Below are 17,377 nucleotides of genomic sequence, written 5' to 3'. Positions count from 1 at the left end.
GCCGCGCCAGCACGCGCGACGCGCCGGCGGCGGCGAGTTCTTGCTGAATTGTGCACGCCGTGTTCCCGGACAGCGTCGTTCTGTCGACTCGCGGCGGCGCCGGGGTACCGTGGCGGCATGAGCATCCTTCCCCAGGGCACTCCTGCCGCCGTGCCCGATGGCGCGCGACCACTCGGCGAGGGGCCGTTCCTCCCGCCCGGCGCGCAGATCGACTGGCATTACCGCAAGCCCGGATGGCAGCCGGGGGAGCCGTCGACGATCTCGCCGATGCGCGTGGTGCGCGATGACGAGAACGGTCTGGTCGCCTGGCTCGCTCCGGGCACGCTGCAGGAGTCCCAGGGCACCCCCGACGGCGAGCGATTGCGTACGGTGCCACTCGCCCGTCGGTGGCTCGAAGCGCGCACTCGCATCGTCGAGGAGTGGTGGGGAAACGGAGTCCTGCGCATCGCACCGGCCGGCCTCCCGTGGTCGGTGTGGTTGTTCTGGACTGACACCGCAGGACCGGACTGGGCGTTCGCCGGCTGGTACGTGAACCTCGAGAACGCGCACCTGCGCACCGACCACGACACCTACTCTTCGGATCACATCCTCGATGTGGAGATCTCGCCCGACGGCGGCATCCATCTGAAGGACGAGGACGAGCTCGCCGCAGCGATCGAGCAGGGGAGACTCAGCCCCGAGCAGGCCGCGCAGATCGAGCGCCATGCGGATGCCGCCATCGCGTCGTTCGAAGCAGGGGACTGGCCCTTCGACGACGAGTGGCGCGACTGGCGGCCGAATCCGGCGTGGACCGTGCCCGAGCTTGTCGGGCTGGATGAGCTCGGGGTGCAGCGGAAGTCCGCCGAGCGCGACGCCGAGCTCCTCTCCCAGCGCGGCGCGGGCGACGACCTCGACTCTCTCGTCGATTGGACCATCGGCAACACCGAGATCGAGCGCTGAGAGTCTGACCACATCGGCGACGGGAGCGGTCAACGCGATCGGCGATGCGCATCCGCTCGGCGAGGTTGTGGTGGCCGCGCGTGTCGCGGCCGGGCACACAGGCGAGACGGTGTTCGCCACGGAGGACTGGCTCGTCGCGCGCGGCGTCGAGCACTGGATGGGGGAGCGGTCCCTTCCGCTCTGGCTTCCCCCGGAGATGACCGGATTCATGACCCGCTCGAACGCGAGGTTCCGTGCGACCGGCGGCAGGCTCAGGCCTCTCGCCGACACCCTCGCCGAGGTGCTCGCCGATGAACGCTCCCGCGGGGTGGACCGCGCTCGCCGGGCTGGACTCACGAGGGTGGAGGAGCGGGCGCTGCTGGCCGAGCTCGGTCGCTAGACTGCGAGGCAGTGACACGGGGTGCCGCATCCGCGGCTGAGAACAGACCCGTCGAACCTGATCTAGTTCGTACTAGCGAAGGGATGTCGCCCATGAGCGATCGTCTGCGTCCGGAAACCGTCATCGACCTCGCCTCCTCGGCCGGGACACTGCTGGAGGTGCTGCGCGAAGCTCCTCCGTTGACGCACTGCATCACCAATGCCGTCGTCACGGGCTTCACAGCGAACGTGCTGCTCGCCGTCGGTGCGGCGCCCGCCATGGTCGACATCGTCGATGAGGCCGGGCTGTTCGCGGGTGTGGCGTCCGGACTGCTCATCAACCTCGGCACGCCGACGCCTGAGCAGCGTGCGGCCAGTCTCGAGGCGGTCGCCGGGGCGACGGCATCCGGTACGCCGTGGGTGCTCGACCCCGTGGCCATCGGGGCACTCCCTGTGCGAACTGCTCTCGCGCACGAGCTCGTCGTGCACCGGCCGACGGCGGTCCGCGGCAACGCCTCGGAGATCCTCGCCCTCGCCGGTCTGAGCGCGGGCGGGCGTGGGGTGGATGCGACCGACACCACGGATGCCGCCGCCGACGCGGCCGTGTCGCTGGCGCACCGGTTCGGGAGCATCGTGGCCGTATCCGGTCCGGTCGACCTCATCACCGACGGGCAGCGGGTGTTGCGTGTCGCGAACGGCCACGAGCTGCTCACCCGGGTGACCGGGGGCGGCTGCGCACTCGGTGCAGTGATGGCGGCCTTCCTCGGGGCGGCGAGGTCGACCGACATCGATGCGCTCACCGCGGTCGCCTCGGCGAGCCTCGTCTACACCGTCGCGGCGGAGCGGGCCGCAGCCGTAGCGACCGGCCCCGGCAGCTTCGCCGTCGAGCTGCTGGATGCCCTGGCGGCGGTGAGCGCGGCTGATGTCGCAGCCGCTGCCCGTGTCGAGAGCGGGACGCTGTGAACGCCGACCTCTCGTTGTATCTGGTCACCGACGCACGCCTCTGCGGAGAGCGTGGAGTCGTCGAGACCGTCCGCCAAGCCGTCGACGGCGGGGTGCGCATCGTGCAGTTGCGCGACAAGAACGCGACTGACGCGGAGGTCGTGGAGCAGCTGATCGAGCTCTCCGACGTGATCGACGGCCGCGCTCTGCTCGTCGTGAACGACCGTCTCGATGCCGCGGTCACCGCGCGGGAGCAGGGAGCGCGTGTGGACGGCGTGCACCTGGGGCAGGGCGATGCCTCTGTGCTCCGTGCCCGTGATGCCCTCGGGCCCGATGCGGTGATCGGGCTGACGGCCAACAGCCCGGAGCATCTGGACGCCGTTCTCGCGCTTCCCGCGGGGACCGTCGACTACCTCGGCGTGGGCGTGATCCGTCCCACCGCGACGAAGCCGGACCATCCGCCGGCTCTCGGCATCGACGGGTTCCGCGCGCTGGCCGCGCAGAGCCCGCTCCCGTGCGTCGCGATCGGCGGCGTCGGCATCGACGACACCGAGGCGCTCCGCGCTGCGGGCGCTGCGGGGCTCGCAGTGGTTTCTGCACTGTGCGCGGCGGAGGACCCCGGTGCGGTCGCGGCCGAGTTCCGGCGGCGCTGGCGCGCGGGCGCGGTCCCGCGAGTGCTCAGCATCGCCGGCAGCGATCCGTCGGGAGGCGCGGGCATCCAGGCCGACCTCAAGTCGATCGCCGCGAACGGCGGCTACGGGATGGCTGCGATCACCGCGCTAACCGCACAGAACACCGAGGGCGTGCGCGGCGTGCACGTGCCGCCGGCCGACTTCCTGCGGGCGCAGTTGAAGGCGCTGTCGGATGACATCGTCATCGACGCGGTCAAGATCGGGATGCTGGCAGACGCCGATGTCATCGGCACGGTCGCGGCATGGCTCGACGCCGTGCGCCCGCCGATCGTCGTGCTCGACCCGGTCATGGTCGCCACGTCCGGTGACCGCCTGCTGGATCGCGAGGCCGAGAGCGCGCTGCGCGACCTGCTCCGCCGTGCGCATATCGTCACGCCGAACCTCGCCGAGCTCGCCGTCCTCGTCGGTCGTCCGCTCGGGGACTGGACCGATGCGCTCGCCGCAGCCGAGCAGCTGTCGGCGGACACGGGAGCCGCGGTGCTCGTCAAGGGCGGTCATCTGGCCGGCGACGACGCTCCGGATGCGCTGATCGACGCGCGACGCGGATGGCGGGAGAACTTTCCGGGTGCCCGCATCGACACCCGGAACACACACGGCACCGGCTGCTCCCTGTCGTCGGCGCTGGCCACGCGGCTCGCGAAGGGCGAGGACGCGTCGACGGCCGTCCGCGGCGCCCGGGCCTGGCTGCGAGAGTCGCTCCGCGAAGGGGCGTCGCTGCAGGTCGGGCGCGGACAGGGGCCGATCAGTCATCTCGCCGGCCTGTGGGCGCGCGGCGGCGTCGAGACCCGCCCGACTGCTGGGGAAATGGAGACGGAGTGGTGGCAGCACATCTCCGGCACCCGCTCCGCGATCGACGAGCTGCCGTTCATCCGCGCCCTGGCGGACGGCACCCTCGATCGCGAGCCGTTCCTGTTCTACCTGGCGCAGGATGCGCTGTATCTCCGCGATTACGCGCGGGTACTGGCGGAGGCGGCGCGGCGGGCGCCCACGTCGGCGGAGCAGGCCTTCTGGGCGAACTCCGCGCACGGGGCGATCGCGGGAGAGCTGGAACTGCACGCCTCATGGCTGACTCCGTCGCAGGGCGTCGGTGGGGCGACCTTCGCGGCCACTCCCTCGGCGGCGACCACCGCCTACCTCGATCGTCTGCGCTCGGTCGCGTTCGGCGGAGACCACCGCGAGCTCGTGGCCGCGCTCCTGCCCTGTTTCTGGCTGTACACCGATCTCGGGCAGAGACTGCACGCGGGGGAGTTCGGCGAGTACGCCCGCGATTCACGGCATCCGTACGCCTCCTGGCTCGCGACCTACGCGGACCCCGCGTTCGCCGCGGCGACCCGACAGGCGATCGACATCGTCAGTACGACGGCGGCGACGGCGGCTCCCGAGACGAGGGCTCGGATGCTCCGGGCGTTCGAGCTGTCGAGCAGGCACGAACTGGCCTTCTTCGCGGCGCCCATGGAGGTGCAAGCGGTCGTGTGACGGCGCGGATTTGCGGATGCCGCGCCGCCCGCGCTACTGTCGCGACATGCCTTCGGCCGTCATCGCTCCCGCTACGCGGTTCCTGAGCGAGCGAAGCGAGACGAAGGGCGTTCCGAGCGTCATCGTCGTGCGCCGACGCCGCGGCGGCCGCCGACTCTAGGCGACCCCGCATTCCTGTCTGCGCTGCGCGTGGTCGAGTGCCGGTGTCGCCGCCCCGGCCCCGCCCCTGGTCCCGAGTTCGCCTCGAGGCCCGACCGTTAAGGTAGAAGCATGACGTACACCGTCGCCGTCTCCGGCGCATCCGGCTACGCAGGCGGCGAGATTCTGCGCCTCATGGCTGATCATCCCGACATCGAGATCCGCACGGTGACAGCGCATTCGAACGCCGGCCAGCCCCTCCTCGACCACCAGCCTCACCTGCGCTCGCTGGCACATCTCACCCTGCAGGACACGACGACCGAGATCCTCGCAGGGCACGACGTCGTCTTCCTCGCCCTCCCGCACGGACAGTCCGGCCAGTACACCGACGCTCTCGGCGATGCCCCGCTCGTGATCGACGCCGGCGCCGACCACCGGCTCACGTCGCAGACCGCCTGGGACGAGTTCTACGGCGGGATCTTCCACGACGCGTGGACATACGGGGTGCCCGAACTGCTGGTCGACGGAGTGAAGCAGCGCGAGCACCTGCGGGGAGCGACACGCATCGCAGCTCCCGGCTGCAACGCCTCCACGGTGAGCCTCAGTCTCGCTCCGGGGATCGCGGCCGGTGTCATCGCCCCGTCGGACATCGTGTCCGTGCTCGCGGTCGGTCCTTCCGGCGCGGGCAAGAGTCTCAAGACCAACCTGCTGGCGAGCGAGATCATCGGCAGCGCCAACCCGTACGCGGTCGGCGGCACGCACCGGCACATCCCCGAGATCCGTCAGGCACTCGCCGCAGCTCTGCCCTCAGGCGCGGGCGACCCGAACGACATCCGCATCTCGTTCACGCCGGTGATCGTGCCGATGTCCCGCGGCATCCTCGCCACCTCATCGGCGCCGATCGTCGAGGGCGTGTCCGACGCCGAGATCCGCGACGCCTGGCAGTGCGCGTACGGCGACGAGACGTTCGTGCACCTGCTGCCGGAGGGGCGCTTCCCGCGCACCGCCGACGTCCTCGGCGCCAACACGGCGCTGATGGGCCTGGCCATCGACCGCGCGGCGAACCGTGTGACCGTCGTCACCGCCGTGGACAACCTCGTCAAGGGAACGGCGGGCGCCGCCGTCCAATCCATGAATCTCGCGCTCGGTCTCCCCGAAGGCCGCGCTCTCTCAGTCAACGGAGTCGCACCATGAGTGTCACCGCCCCCGCAGGGTTCGAAGCGGCCGGAGTCGCCGTCGGGCTCAAGTCCACCGGCAAGCCCGATGTGGCGGTCGTCGTCAACCGCGGCCCGCGCAAGGTCGGCGCCGCCGTCTTCACGAGCAACCGGGCGAAGGCGAACCCGATCATCTGGTCGCAGCAGGTCGTCGCCGACCGCGTCGTCGAGGCCGTGGTGCTGAACTCCGGCGGGGCGAACTGCTTCACCGGCAGCTTCGGATTCCAGACGACGCATCAGACGGCCGAGAAGGCCGCCGAGCTCCTCGGCGTGAGCGCCGGCGACATCCTGATCTGCTCCACGGGCCTCATCGGCACGGGCGACGAGGTCTTCCGGTCGAAGGTGCTCGACGGCACGGCGCAGGCGATCGCCGCACTCAGCACCGAGGGTGGCGGGGCCGCCGCCGAGGCGATCATGACCACCGATTCGGTGTCGAAGACCGCCGTCGTGTCGCGCGACGGCTGGACGATCGGCGGAATGGCCAAGGGCGCAGGCATGCTCGCACCCGGGCTCGCCACGATGCTCGTCGTCATCACGACCGACGCCGTCCTCGAGCCCCTCGATGCGGACGCTGCGCTCCGCCGCGCGACCGGCCAGACGTTCGACCGCCTCGATTCCGACGGCTGCATGTCGACGAACGATCAGGTCACGCTGCTCGCCAACGGCGCGAGCGGCGTCGCGCCGGATCTCGACGATTTCGCCGCGGCGCTCACCGAGCTGTCGCAGGAGCTCGCGGTGAAGCTGCAGGGGGATGCCGAGGGCGCGAGCCACGACATCACGATCGAGGTGCAGCAGGCAGCATCCGAGAAGGAAGCGGTCGAGGTCGGGCGCTCCGTCGCCCGCAACAACCTCTTCAAGGCGGCGATCTTCGGCAACGACCCCAACTGGGGCCGCGTGCTCGCCGCGATCGGCACCACCAGCGCGCAGTTCGACCCGTACGACGTCGATGTGTGGATGAACGGCGTCCGCGTGTGCAGCGAGGGCGGCCCCGACCGTCCGCGTGAAGAGGTCGACCTCACCCCGCGCGCCACGCACCTGGTGATCGATCTGAAGTCGGGCGACGCGACGGCGACGATCCTCACCAACGACCTCACCCACGACTACGTGCACGAGAACAGCGCCTACGCCTCATGACCGACATCCAGGACACTCCCGCCGAGGTCGCCGCGCAGAAGGCGACCACGCTCATCGAGTCGCTGCCGTGGCTGAAGAAGTTCCGAGACCAGATCGTCGTGATCAAGTACGGCGGCAACGCCATGGTGTCGGAAGAGCTGCAGGATGCGTTCGCCCAGGACATCGCCTATCTCCGCAACGTCGGGGTGCAGCCGGTCGTCGTGCACGGCGGCGGCCCGCAGATCTCCGACATGCTGGGCCGTCTCGACATTCCGAGCGAGTTCAAGGGCGGATATCGCGTCACCAACACCGAGGCGATCAGTGTCGTGCGCATGGTGCTCACCGGTCAGGTGAATCCGCAGCTGGTCTCGAAGATCAACTCGCACGGTCCGATCGCGACCGGACTCAGCGGAGAGGATGCCGGGCTCTTCGGCGGCCGTCGCCGCGGCGTCGTCATCGACGGCCTCGAGGTCGATCTCGGTCGCGTCGGAGACGTCGTCGAGGTCGATCCCACGCCCGTTTTCGATCACCTCGCGGCCGGTCGCGTTCCGGTCGTGTCGAGCATCGCTCCCGATCTCGATCACCCGGGGCAGTCGCTGAATGTCAATGCGGATGCCGCCGCCGCAGCTCTCGCGGTGGCCCTGAAGGCGCGCAAGCTCATGGTCCTGACCGACGTCCCCGGGCTCTACGCCGACTGGCCGAATCGCGACTCGCTCGTCTCGCATCTGACTGCGGCGGAGCTCATCCGGATGCTGCCGACGCTGGAATCCGGGATGATCCCGAAGATGCGTGCCTGCCTCGATGCCGTCGAGGGCGGCGTGGACGCGGCCGCGATCATCGACGGCCGGGTGCCGCACTCGGTGCTCGTCGAACTGTTCACCAGCAAGGGAATCGGAACCGAAGTGGTTCTCGGAAAGACGGAGGTGACGGCATGACCGTGTGGCAGGACGATGTGGCGCGCGATCTCGTGCAGAACGCAGGAGATCGACTGGCCCTGCTCACCCGCGGAGAGGGCTCGTACCTGTGGGACGCCGACGGCCGACGCTATCTCGACTTCCTCGCCGGTATCGCCGTCACGTCTCTCGGCCACGCGCATCCGGTCTTCGTCGAAGCGATCTCGAAGCAGGCGGCCACGCTCACGCACGTGTCGAACTACTTCGCGACGCCGCCGCAGCTGGCTCTCGCCGCCCGGCTCAAGCGCCTCGCCGGCGCCGGAATCGACGGACGGGTGTACTTCTCGAACTCCGGAGCCGAGGCGAACGAGGCCGCGTTCAAGCTGGCACGCCTGCACGGCGGCACCGAGCGCCCGCGCATCCTGGCACTCGAGAACGGCTTCCACGGTCGCACGATGGGTTCGCTCGCCATGACGGCGAAGGCATCGATGCGGGCCCCGTTCGAGCCGATGCCCGGTGGTGTCGAGCACATCCCCGCGACCCTCGAGGCGCTCGAGGCAGCCATGGACGACCGCGTCGCCGCGATCATCGTCGAGCCGATCCAGGGCGAGGCCGGCGTCGTCGAACTCCCAGAGGGCTACCTTGCCGCGGCCCGCTCGCTGACGCTGGCGCACGGCGCCCTGCTGATCGTCGATGAGATCCAGACCGGTGCTGGACGCACGGGCGCCTGGTTCGGATTCAGCCACGAGGGCATCACGCCCGACGCGATCACCCTGGCGAAGGGGATCGGCGGCGGCTTCCCGATCGGCGCGCTGGTCACCTACGGTGCCGCCAGCGACCTGTTCACACCGGGATCGCACGGCTCGACGTTCGGCGGCAACCCGCTGGCGACCGCGGTCGCGGATGCGGTGCTGACCGAGATCGAACACGCGGGGCTCGTCGAGAACGCAGCCCGCCGCGGGGAGGAGCTGCGCGAGATCCTCCTCGGGTTGGACTCGCCGCTGATCTCCGCCGTGCGCGGGCGCGGTCTCCTGATCGGGGTGGCGCTGAACGAACCCGTCGCCGGAGCGGTCGTCGCCGCCGCGCAGGAACGCGGCCTCATCGTCAACGCCGCCAATCCCGAGACGGTGCGCATCGCGCCGGCCCTGAACATCGGCGACGACGAGCTCGCCGAGTTCCGCGAGCTCTTCGCCGCCGCACTCGCCGACGTGTCGGCATCCCTCTCCGGAAAGGTTTCCGTATGACCCGCCACCTGCTGCGTGACGACGACCTCACGCCCGCCGAGCAGGCGGAGATCCTCGATCTCGCCATCGAACTGAAGAAGGACCGCTGGGCCGACAAGAGCCTCGCCGGTCCGCAGACCGTCGCGGTGATCTTCGACAAGTCCTCCACCCGCACTCGGGTGTCGTTCGCGGTCGGCATCGCCGACCTCGGGGGCTCGCCGCTCATCATCTCCACGGCGAACAGCCAGCTCGGTGGCAAGGAGACGCCTTCCGACACGGCGCGCGTTCTCGAGCGTCAGGTCGCGGCGATCGTCTGGCGCACCTACGCCCAGTCAGGTCTCGAGCAGATGGCAGAGGGCACGCGGGTTCCCGTGATCAACGCCCTCTCCGACGACTTCCACCCCTGTCAGCTGCTGGCCGACCTGCTCACCATCCGCGAGCACAAAGGCGAACTGAAGGGATTGACGCTGACGTTCTTCGGAGACGGGCAGAGCAACATGGCCCACTCCTACGCTCTGGCCTGCGTCACCGCGGGCATGCACGTGCGAATCGCCTCTCCGGCCGACTACGCGCCGCGCGCTGATGTGATCGAGGCGGCCGACCGACGCGCTGCGGAGACCGGGGGCTCGATCGCGCTCTACACCGACCCGGTCGAGGCGGCGGCGGGCGCCGACGTCGTCGTCACCGACACCTGGGTGTCGATGGGCAAAGAAGAGGAGAAGCTCGCCCGCATCCGCGATCTCGGCGGATTCAAGGTGACGCCCGAGACGATGACCCTCGCCGACCCCGAGGCGATCTTCATCCACTGCCTCCCGGCGGATCGCGGCTACGAGGTCGACTCGACCGTGATCGACGGCCCGCAGAGCGTCGTCTGGGACGAGGCGGAGAACCGCCTGCACGCTCAGAAGGCGCTCCTCGTCTGGCTGCTCGGCAAGAAGGACGCGTGATGACCGACTCGATGCACGAAGGCACGAACGAGGGAGCCCTCTGGGGTGCCCGCTTCGCCACCGGTCCCTCCCCGGAGCTCGTGGAGCTGAGCCGCTCGACGCACTTCGACTGGATCCTCGCGCCCTACGACATCGCCGGCTCCCATGCTCATGCCAAGGCGCTCGCCGCTGCCGGATATCTGGAGCCGGACGAGGCCGAGCAGATGCATGCCGGGCTGGATGCCGTCGCCCGCAAGGTCGCCGACGGCACGCTTCTGCCGGTCCCGACCGACGAAGACGTGCACGGCGCGCTCGAGCAGGCACTGATCGCCGAACTCGGACCGGAGCTCGGCGGGCGCCTCCGCGCTGGTCGAAGCCGCAACGACCAGATCGCCACCCTCGTGCGGATGTACCTGATCGATCACGCGCGGGTCATCGCCCGCGACATCCTCCGGGTGATCGATGCGCTCGTCGCGCAGGCCGAGGCGCATCCGGAGGCGATCCTCCCCGGCCGCACGCATCTGCAGCACGCGCAGCCCGTGCTGCTCGCACACCATCTGCAGGCGCATGGCTGGCCGCTGGTCCGCGAACTCGAACGGCTTGTCGACTGGCGTCGCCGGGCGGGCGTCTCGCCCTACGGCGGGGGAGCCCTCGCCGGATCGACGCTGGGTCTCGACCCGGCGCTCGTGGCCACCGAGCTGGGTCTCGACCGCCCGGCGGAGAACTCGCTCGACGGCACGGCCGCGCGCGACGTGGTGGCGGAGTTCGCGTTCATCACGGCCATGACCGGTGTGGACATCTCGCGCCTCGCGGAGGAGATCATCCTCTGGAACACCCGCGAGTTCGGCTTCGTCACGCTCGACGACGGCTACTCGACCGGCTCGAGCATCATGCCGCAGAAGAAGAACCCCGACATCGCCGAGCTCGCCCGGGGAAAGTCGGGTCGACTCATCGGCAACCTGTCCGGTCTGCTGGCCACGCTCAAGGGTCTGCCGCTCGCGTACAACCGCGACCTGCAGGAGGACAAGGAGCCGGTCTTCGACTCGGTGCAGACGCTCGAGGTGCTGCTTCCGGCCTTCGCGGGCATGATCGCGACCATGCGCTTCGACACCGAGCGGATGGCGGCCCTCGCGCCACAGGGATTCTCGCTCGCGACCGATGTCGCGGAGTGGCTCGTGAAGCAACGGGTGCCGTTCCGCGATGCGCACGAGATCTCCGGCGCCCTCGTCCGTGCCTGCGAGGAGCAGGGGATCGGACTCGAGGACGCCTCAGATGAGCTGCTGCTCTCGGTCTCGCCGCACCTCGTGCCCGCCGTCCGTGAAGTGCTCACGATCGAGGGGTCCGTGGCGTCGCGCACCGGGGTCGGCGGCACGGCTCCCGTGCGTGTGACCGAGCAGCGTGCCGAACTCGTGGCGCGAGCCCAGGCCGCGGCGCACGCCCTCGGACTGTAAGCCGCGCGGCTGACGTCGCCCGAGGTCAGTGGAGGTCGACGTCAGCCGCGGACCGCGTCCATCCGGTGAAACGCACGGTGAACCCCGGGCGGGTGGGGGCGGCGATGAGGGGACCGGCGGATGCTGCAGACGAACCGTCGAACGGGGCGACCCGGACCAGCCGCCAGGGGCTGTCATCGGCGCGAGCGCGGACGATCAGAGCATCCGCCCATCGGCTCACACGCACGGTGATCTCGCTCTCGAGCCATTCGTCGACGTGGCCGACCGACCAGTCCGAGCCGACGGCGGTGACGACGGCGCCGAGCCCGAGGTGGTCGTCGGCGAACTCGACTCCTGCTTTCATCCAGTGCTCGTCATCGATCCGGACGAAGAGCCCTGCCTGGTCGAACTGTCCCTCCCAGGGTGCGCGGAACGACACCTCCATAGCCTCACCCACGGCGATCGGGGCGAGCAGTGCGTGCTCGGTGTCGTGCACGAAGCCGTAGGCCGTGTGCCGCCAGGCGTCGCTGCTCTCGACGGCTGTCACCTCCAGGTGATCGGCGGTCTCGGCGGCGGAGTGCGGGGCGTTGGTCCAGGTCCCGGCGTCCCAGGCGATGATGTGCGTTTCGGGCATGATCCCAATATATAACCCATCCAGGCATAAATTGAACTTATGCGTGATATGGTTATGCCATGGTCATCGCCGTTCTCGCCGACATCGTGGGCTCCCGGAGGCTCGATGATCGCAGCGCCGCGCAGCAGATCCTCGATGACACCATCGCCCAGGTCGAAGCCGACCTTTCGCTCGCCGCCCGACCGCTCACTCCCACGGTGGGGGACGAGCAGCAGGGCGTCTACGAGCACCTCGACGACGCCCTCGTCTCGCTCCTGATGATCCAGCTGCGACTGCCCGACGGGATCGGCTTCCGGTTCGGCATCGGTGTGGGTGAGGTGTCCGCCGTCGAATCGGTCCACGGCGAACTCGCCGACGGCCCGGGATGGTACGCCGCCCGCGCCGCGATCGACACGGTGCATGCCCGGGAAGGACGCGCCATACCGCGCGCACGCACCTGGATTGTCGGTGCCCCCGGGCAGGATGAGGTCATGGAGACCACGATCGCGGCATCGAACGCCTACCTGCTCGTGCGTGACGAGCTGGTCGGTGCGATGAGCGAGCGTGAGCGCCGTCTGACGTACGGTAGACTGATCGGCAGGTCCCAGCACGAGCTGGCCGACGAAGAGGGCATCACCCAGCCGAGCGTCTCGAAGTCGCTGCGCAGCGCCGGAGCCGCCGCCCTCCTCGAAGGCGTCGCCGCCCTGCGCGGAGGAGCCTCGTGATCATCGCCGGATTCGCGCTCCTCGCCGTCGGCGCCGTCGATCTGGTCCGCCAGTTCGCCCCCCGTCGCTGGATCGGCTACCTCACCGTGGCCGTGCTCCTGCTCCTCCTCGGCAGTGTCAGCGACGCTCTGCTGCCGATGATCGCCGCCCTCGTGGTCGGCGGGCTCTGGGTCTGGTGCATGCCCGACGATCGGCGGGCTCCGCTGGGCTTCTGGCCCGCCGTGCTCCTCGGCGTCGTGAGCGTCGGCGCGGTCGTGTCGATCGGTGCCCGGTCGGATGCCGGGCTCATCGGCGGCGTCTGGAATCTGCGGTCACCCTTCGGCGAGGTCTCCTTCGACCTCGCGATGCTCGTGCTCGGCGCCGGTGTCTTCCTGCTGGAGTCCTCGAACCTCGTGGTGCGGGCGGCGCTCGACGGCGAGCACACGTGGCGTCCTTCCGAGGCGGAGACGACTGTCCCCGTCGTCCCGAAGTCCGTGGAGCCCGTCCCGCTGGTGCCGTCTGCGGCAGAAGGAACGGATGCCGCTGCCGACGCGGCACCGGCGAAACCGGCCGACCCGCGCGGCGGATTCAAGGGCGGTCGACTGATCGGCCCGCTGGAGCGCACCATCGTGATGATCCTCACGCTCGCCGCGGCGTATCCGGTGCTGGCCGCGATGCTGGCGGCGAAGGGCATCGTCCGCTTCCCGGAGATCTCCCGCGACGGCGAGACGGGCGCGCGGGCTGAGTATTTCCTCGTCGGCAGCCTGGTCAGCTGGGTCATCGCCCTCAGCGCCGCGTTCCTCGTGTGGTGGGCGGCGCACAGCTGAGCGGGAGTGCGCTGATAGCCTGGAGCGCGTGTCAACTTCCGCTCTGACGACCGCGACGCCGGCCATCGACCCCACGTTCGAGAACGTATGGGACGAACTGCTCTGGCGCGGACTCGTCCACGTGTCCACCGACCAGGAGGCGCTTCGCGCCATTCTCGGGGGAGAGCCGATCACGTATTACTGCGGGTTCGACCCGACAGCTCCGAGCCTGCACCTCGGCAACCTCGTGCAGCTGCTGACCATGCGCCGCATCCAGCTCGCCGGGCACCGGCCGCTCGGCCTGGTCGGCGGCTCGACCGGTCTCATCGGCGACCCCCGCCCCACGGCCGAGCGCACCCTGAACACGCGCGAGACCGTGGCAGAGTGGGTGGATCGCCTGCGCGCGCAGGTCGAGCGCTACCTCAGCTTCGAGGGCGACAACGCCGCGCGTATGGTGAACAACCTCGACTGGACGGCGCCGATGTCGGCGATCGACTTCCTGCGCGAGATCGGCAAGCACTACCGCGTCGGCACGATGCTGAAGAAGGACGCCGTCGCCGCGCGCCTCGCATCCGACGAGGGCATCAGCTACACCGAGTTCAGCTACCAGATCCTGCAGGGCATGGACTACCTCGAGCTGTACCGCCAGTACGACTGCGTGCTGCAGACCGGCGGCTCCGATCAGTGGGGCAACCTCACCAGCGGCACTGACCTCATCCGTCGTGCCGAGGGAGTCTCAGCGCACGCGATCGGCACGCCGCTGATCACGAACAGCGACGGCACCAAGTTCGGCAAGAGCGAGGGCAACGCCATCTGGCTCGACCCCGAGATGTGCAGCCCGTACCGGATGTACCAGTTCTGGCTGAGCACCGCCGACGCCGACGTGATCGAGCGGCTGAAGATCTTCACCTTCCTCAGCCGCGCCGAGATCGAGGAGTACGCGGCGCTGGTCGAGGCGGAGCCTTTCCGCCGCGCCGCGCAGAAGCGTCTCGCGCTCGAGGTGGTCGCGACCGTGCACGGCATCGACGCGGCGGCCGCGGTGATCGCGGCATCCGAGGCGCTGTTCGGACAGGGCGACCTGACCGCGCTCGACGCGTCGACGCTGCGCACCGCGCTCGATGAGCTTCCGCACGCGACGATGGCCGCGGGAGCACCCGTGACCGAAGCGCTGGTCGCGACGGGGCTCGTGTCGAGCCTGGGTGAGGCGCGGCGGGCGATCGCGCAGGGTGGCGTCTCCGTCGACGGGGAACGAGTCGACGACGAGGCCGCGACCGTGCAGGGATCGCTCCCCGGGGAAGTCTCCGTGCTCCGCCGGGGAAAGAAGACCCTCGCCGGCGTCTTCATCGGCTGAGCGCGGATGCCGTTCACCCCGAGTCACGCGGTCATCGCGCTGCCGTTCGTCCGCACACCTCTGGTCCCGGCGGCGATCGCGATCGGTTCGATGACGCCGGATCTGCCGTTGTTCGTGCGCGGCGTCGGGCTGAACTACTCGTTCACGCACACTTTCGCGAACGTGGCGTGGACGGCGATCCTCGCGCTGGTGCTGTTCCTGGTCTGGCGCGTGGTGCTGCGGCCCGCCGTGCCCGAGCTCGCCCCGCGCTGGATCGCGCGCCGGCTTCCTGAGGAGTGGAGCGACAGCGGGATCGCGGTGGCCGGCAAGGCTGTGGGTGTGGGGGAGAAGCGCCCCTACCTGTTGCTGTTGGCCGCATCTCTTGTCCTCGGCGTGCTCTCGCACATCGTGTGGGATGTGTTCACGCACGAGGATCGCTGGGGTGTGCGGCTCGTCCCCGGGCTCGATCAGATGTGGGGTCCGCTCGCCGGATTCAAGTGGCTCCAGCACGGATCGAGTCTGCTCGGCCTGGCGATCGTCGGCGTCTGGGCGCTGCTGTGGCTGCGGCGGCGAGACCTGCGAGACACCGAGACGACGTGGTTGCCGCACGGTGTGCGTGTCGCGTGGTGGCTGTCGCTGCCGGTGATCCTGGTCGCCGCCTGGGTTGCAGGCCTCGTCGTACTCGGCCCGCTCGACGCGGAGTTCACGGTGGCGCACCTGGCGTACCGCGTGCTTCCTCCGGCATGTGCCGTGTGGGGTGGGATCACGCTGCTGCTGTGCGTCGTGCTCGTGTTGCGCAGGCGGCCTCACCACTCCGGCTGATCGCGGCCCCAGCTGCGGGGCGCCGCGAACTCGAGCCCCGGAATCACGGGCCGGGCCGTCTCCAGTTCGCTTTCGCCGACGCGGAACCGCGCCGTGTGCGATGCCGGATCCACAGTGAGTTCGGCGCCCGGCTCCGGCTGACGCGGCATCCCGAGCAGTTCCGCGGCGACCCGGCGCAGCGACGTCCGTACGCTCCACGTTCCTCCCTCGATCGCGCGCCGGCGCAGCAAGGTCGTGACCGCGGTGGCCAGCAGGTAGCCCGCGCTGTGGTCGAGCGCCTGAGCGGGGAGCGCCCCGGGGGTCTCCCCGTCGCGGGATTCGACGAACGCGATTCCCGATTCGGCCTGCACGAGACTGTCGAACCCCGCCCGATCCGGCGCACCCGCGCCCCAGGCGCTGAGGTGCGCGATGACGAGGTTCGGATGCCGTTCTGCCAGTGCATCGATGCCGAGGCCGAGACGGTCCATCGCGGCGGGACGGTATCCGAGGATGATGGCGTCCGCCTCGGCGAGCAGTTCGCGGAACCGGTCGGAGCGGGCGTCGAGCAGCGTCGATCTCTTGCCATGGCCGGTGTCGAGGTGCTGCCACTCCGGCTCCGGCAGCCACGGCGGATCGATGCGAAGGACGTCAGCGCCGAGCAGAGCGAGAGTGCGGGTGCAGACGGGCCCGGCGATCACGCGGGTGAGGTCGAGCACTCGCATGCCCTCGAGCGGGAGACCGTCGGCGTCGGGAGTGCGCCGCGTGCCTGTGCCCGCGGTGTCCAGACGCCGAATGTCGAGCACGGGTTCCTGGCGGAGCCTCGCATCCGCTGAGGGATCCTCCTGCAGGACCGGTACCGCCATCCCGCCTGCGGCGAGGATGGCGTGCACGGCATCCGCCGACGTCCGTGGCGCGACAGCGTCCCGCACCTCGTCGGCGCCGGCTGTCGTTGCCAGTTCGAGTCCGTTCCGGAGCGCGGCCGCGTGATGCGGATAGTTCCCGTGCGTGCGGATCCATCCGTCGGACGTACGCCAGAACCCGGAGAGCGGTGACCAGACCGGAGGAGTGGCCCCGTTGATGCTGAGGACCCGGTCGCTCCGGTAGGCCACGGCGATCCGGTCGGGATCGATCGTGGACGGATGCCGGCCCGCTGCGAGGACTGCAGTGGCGACGCTGGCCCACGCGAGGTCGCCGGTCGCCAGGCGAGACGGCAGCGGGACCGGCGTCGTCGGCTGGGGGATGTCCAGGAGCGGAGGCTCGTCCTGGCCGAGGTCTGCGCGGAGGCGAGAGAGGAGGGCGTGTCCGGGGGCTGCAGCCATGGCGTGATCGTACTCCTGGCGCGGATGTGCTCGGAAAGACCGGCTGACCCGGAGGAAACCCGCCGGAGGAGGCAGACGACACGCCCGGGGGTGCCCGCTCGATTTGCCAGAACCCCGGGATCCACGTAACTTATTACTTGTTCGCCCCACAGGGAAGCGGAGAAGCCCCGAGCTTCACCCCCCTCAAGCGGAGAACTACTCCCGATCCTCTCTCTTGAGAGATCAGACGCTTGCGTCTAGGATGGGAGGTCCACCCCTTCTGCGGCTGTCACGGGCTGCGCAGCGGATCGAAGATCCGCACGGCGCGCTGATTTGACAAGCGGGTCGGGATGGCTAAGATAGAGAAGTTGCCCTTCGGGCCTGGCTGTGATGGCTGGGTCGTGGGAGCATCCGATCCTTGAGAACTCAACAGCGTGCACTTGTCAAATGCCAAATTATCCTCGTCTCCACGTCTCGTGGGG

General features: G+C 69.7%; 17 protein-coding genes and 1 riboswitch. Of the genes, 14 read left to right on the top strand and 3 right to left on the bottom strand.

All coding sequences use genetic code 11. From position 1 onward, the window contains the following. Positions 1–117 precede the first annotated feature (117 nt). The 10 genes from RS85_RS00845 to argH all read left to right on the top strand — a co-directional run bounded on the left by RS85_RS00845 (position 118) and on the right by argH (position 11,364). Positions 118–939: a DUF402 domain-containing protein gene (locus RS85_RS00845; RefSeq protein ID WP_052703254.1), complete on the top strand. Its 822-nt coding sequence runs from the start codon at positions 118–120 to the stop codon at positions 937–939. Positions 940–1,009: 70 nt separating this feature from the next. Then, positions 1,010–1,318, top strand: a complete 309-nt coding sequence (locus RS85_RS00840; RefSeq protein ID WP_052703252.1) for a hypothetical protein — start codon at positions 1,010–1,012, stop codon at positions 1,316–1,318. Positions 1,319–1,325: 7 nt separating this feature from the next. Further along, a riboswitch (TPP riboswitch) is annotated at positions 1,326–1,419 on the top strand. After that, on the top strand, positions 1,411–2,259 hold the full coding sequence (gene thiM, locus RS85_RS00835; protein WP_046011544.1) for a hydroxyethylthiazole kinase: 849 nt from the start codon (positions 1,411–1,413) through the stop codon (positions 2,257–2,259). It overlaps the preceding riboswitch by 9 nt. Then, positions 2,256–4,406, top strand: coding sequence for a bifunctional hydroxymethylpyrimidine kinase/phosphomethylpyrimidine kinase (locus tag RS85_RS00830; protein WP_046011525.1), 2,151 nt, complete (start codon positions 2,256–2,258; stop codon positions 4,404–4,406). Before thiM ends, RS85_RS00830 begins: the two co-directional genes overlap by 4 nt. A gap of 270 nt (positions 4,407–4,676) precedes the next feature. After that, positions 4,677–5,738: an N-acetyl-gamma-glutamyl-phosphate reductase gene (argC, locus tag RS85_RS00825; RefSeq protein WP_046011524.1), complete on the top strand. Its 1,062-nt coding sequence runs from the start codon at positions 4,677–4,679 to the stop codon at positions 5,736–5,738. Beyond that, entirely contained in the window at positions 5,735–6,892 is a 1,158-nt protein-coding gene (gene argJ / locus RS85_RS00820; protein WP_046011523.1) for a bifunctional glutamate N-acetyltransferase/amino-acid acetyltransferase ArgJ, read from the top strand. The genes argC and argJ overlap by 4 nt, the downstream gene beginning before the upstream one ends. Then, on the top strand, positions 6,889–7,806 hold the full coding sequence (gene argB / locus RS85_RS00815; RefSeq protein WP_046011522.1) for an acetylglutamate kinase: 918 nt from the start codon (positions 6,889–6,891) through the stop codon (positions 7,804–7,806). The genes argJ and argB overlap by 4 nt, the downstream gene beginning before the upstream one ends. Beyond that, on the top strand, positions 7,803–9,008 hold the full coding sequence (locus RS85_RS00810) for an acetylornithine transaminase (RefSeq protein ID WP_046011521.1): 1,206 nt from the start codon (positions 7,803–7,805) through the stop codon (positions 9,006–9,008). The genes argB and RS85_RS00810 overlap by 4 nt, the downstream gene beginning before the upstream one ends. Continuing rightward, positions 9,005–9,934 (top strand): ornithine carbamoyltransferase, encoded by a 930-nt coding sequence (gene argF / locus RS85_RS00805; protein WP_046011520.1) that lies wholly within the window; start codon positions 9,005–9,007, stop codon positions 9,932–9,934. Before RS85_RS00810 ends, argF begins: the two co-directional genes overlap by 4 nt. After that, positions 9,934–11,364: an argininosuccinate lyase gene (gene argH, locus RS85_RS00800; RefSeq protein ID WP_046011519.1), complete on the top strand. Its 1,431-nt coding sequence runs from the start codon at positions 9,934–9,936 to the stop codon at positions 11,362–11,364. The genes argF and argH overlap by 1 nt, the downstream gene beginning before the upstream one ends. Positions 11,365–11,389: 25 nt before the next feature. Here argH and RS85_RS00795 read toward each other — a convergent pair whose 3' ends face one another. Next, complete coding sequence (locus RS85_RS00795; RefSeq protein WP_046011518.1) at positions 11,390–11,977, bottom strand: DUF1349 domain-containing protein; 588 nt, start codon at positions 11,975–11,977, stop codon at positions 11,390–11,392. Between the two features lie 59 nt (positions 11,978–12,036). Between RS85_RS00795 and RS85_RS00790 the strand changes: the two genes are divergently transcribed. The 4 genes from RS85_RS00790 to RS85_RS00775 are packed head-to-tail and all read left to right on the top strand — an operon-like array spanning position 12,037 to position 15,618. Continuing rightward, positions 12,037–12,681, top strand: coding sequence for a SatD family protein (locus tag RS85_RS00790; RefSeq protein ID WP_046011517.1), 645 nt, complete (start codon positions 12,037–12,039; stop codon positions 12,679–12,681). After that, positions 12,678–13,487 carry a hypothetical protein gene (locus tag RS85_RS00785; protein WP_046011516.1) on the top strand — a complete coding sequence of 270 codons (810 nt, stop codon included), beginning with the start codon at positions 12,678–12,680 and terminating at the stop codon, positions 13,485–13,487. Before RS85_RS00790 ends, RS85_RS00785 begins: the two co-directional genes overlap by 4 nt. Positions 13,488–13,515: 28 nt before the next feature. Continuing rightward, positions 13,516–14,817, top strand: coding sequence for a tyrosine--tRNA ligase (gene tyrS / locus RS85_RS00780; RefSeq protein WP_200894763.1), 1,302 nt, complete (start codon positions 13,516–13,518; stop codon positions 14,815–14,817). Between the two features lie 6 nt (positions 14,818–14,823). Next, positions 14,824–15,618, top strand: a complete 795-nt coding sequence (locus tag RS85_RS00775) for a DUF4184 family protein (protein WP_046011514.1) — start codon at positions 14,824–14,826, stop codon at positions 15,616–15,618. On the opposite strand, the gene RS85_RS00770 is transcribed toward RS85_RS00775, so the two are convergent. Together RS85_RS00770 and RS85_RS19935 are read right to left on the bottom strand one after the other, a co-directional pair. Next, entirely contained in the window at positions 15,603–16,916 is a 1,314-nt protein-coding gene (locus RS85_RS00770) for a CoA transferase (RefSeq protein WP_235282293.1), read from the bottom strand. The genes RS85_RS00775 and RS85_RS00770 overlap by 16 nt on opposite strands. Before the next feature lie 268 nt (positions 16,917–17,184). Then, on the bottom strand, positions 17,185–17,377 hold a 193-nt coding region (locus RS85_RS19935; protein WP_235282292.1), incomplete at its 5' end, for a hypothetical protein.

The sequence above is a fragment of the Microbacterium sp. SA39 genome, assembly GCF_000967865.1.
Classification (GTDB): Bacteria; Actinomycetota; Actinomycetes; order Actinomycetales; family Microbacteriaceae; genus Microbacterium.
Note: the sequence above shows the minus strand (reverse complement) of the source record. Positions and strands in the feature narration are given on the sequence as shown.

Bases quoted from the DNA above. Each gene is read 5' to 3' on its own strand.
- argF (WP_046011520.1), top strand. From the start codon at position 9,005: ATGACCCGCCACCTGCTGCGTGACGACGACCTCACGCCCGCCGAGCAG.
- thiM (WP_046011544.1), top strand. From the start codon at position 1,411: ATGAGCGATCGTCTGCGTCCGGAAACCGTCATCGACCTCGCCTCCTCG.
- RS85_RS00770 (WP_235282293.1), bottom strand. From the start codon at position 16,916: ATGGCTGCAGCCCCCGGACACGCCCTCCTCTCTCGCCTCCGCGCAGAC.
- argB (WP_046011522.1), top strand. From the start codon at position 6,889: ATGACCGACATCCAGGACACTCCCGCCGAGGTCGCCGCGCAGAAGGCG.
- argH (WP_046011519.1), top strand. From the start codon at position 9,934: ATGACCGACTCGATGCACGAAGGCACGAACGAGGGAGCCCTCTGGGGT.
- RS85_RS00810 (WP_046011521.1), top strand. From the start codon at position 7,803: ATGACCGTGTGGCAGGACGATGTGGCGCGCGATCTCGTGCAGAACGCA.
- RS85_RS00845 (WP_052703254.1), top strand. From the start codon at position 118: ATGAGCATCCTTCCCCAGGGCACTCCTGCCGCCGTGCCCGATGGCGCG.
- RS85_RS00795 (WP_046011518.1), bottom strand. From the start codon at position 11,977: ATGCCCGAAACGCACATCATCGCCTGGGACGCCGGGACCTGGACCAAC.
- argC (WP_046011524.1), top strand. From the start codon at position 4,677: ATGACGTACACCGTCGCCGTCTCCGGCGCATCCGGCTACGCAGGCGGC.
- argJ (WP_046011523.1), top strand. From the start codon at position 5,735: ATGAGTGTCACCGCCCCCGCAGGGTTCGAAGCGGCCGGAGTCGCCGTC.
- RS85_RS00775 (WP_046011514.1), top strand. From the start codon at position 14,824: ATGCCGTTCACCCCGAGTCACGCGGTCATCGCGCTGCCGTTCGTCCGC.
- RS85_RS00790 (WP_046011517.1), top strand. From the start codon at position 12,037: ATGGTCATCGCCGTTCTCGCCGACATCGTGGGCTCCCGGAGGCTCGAT.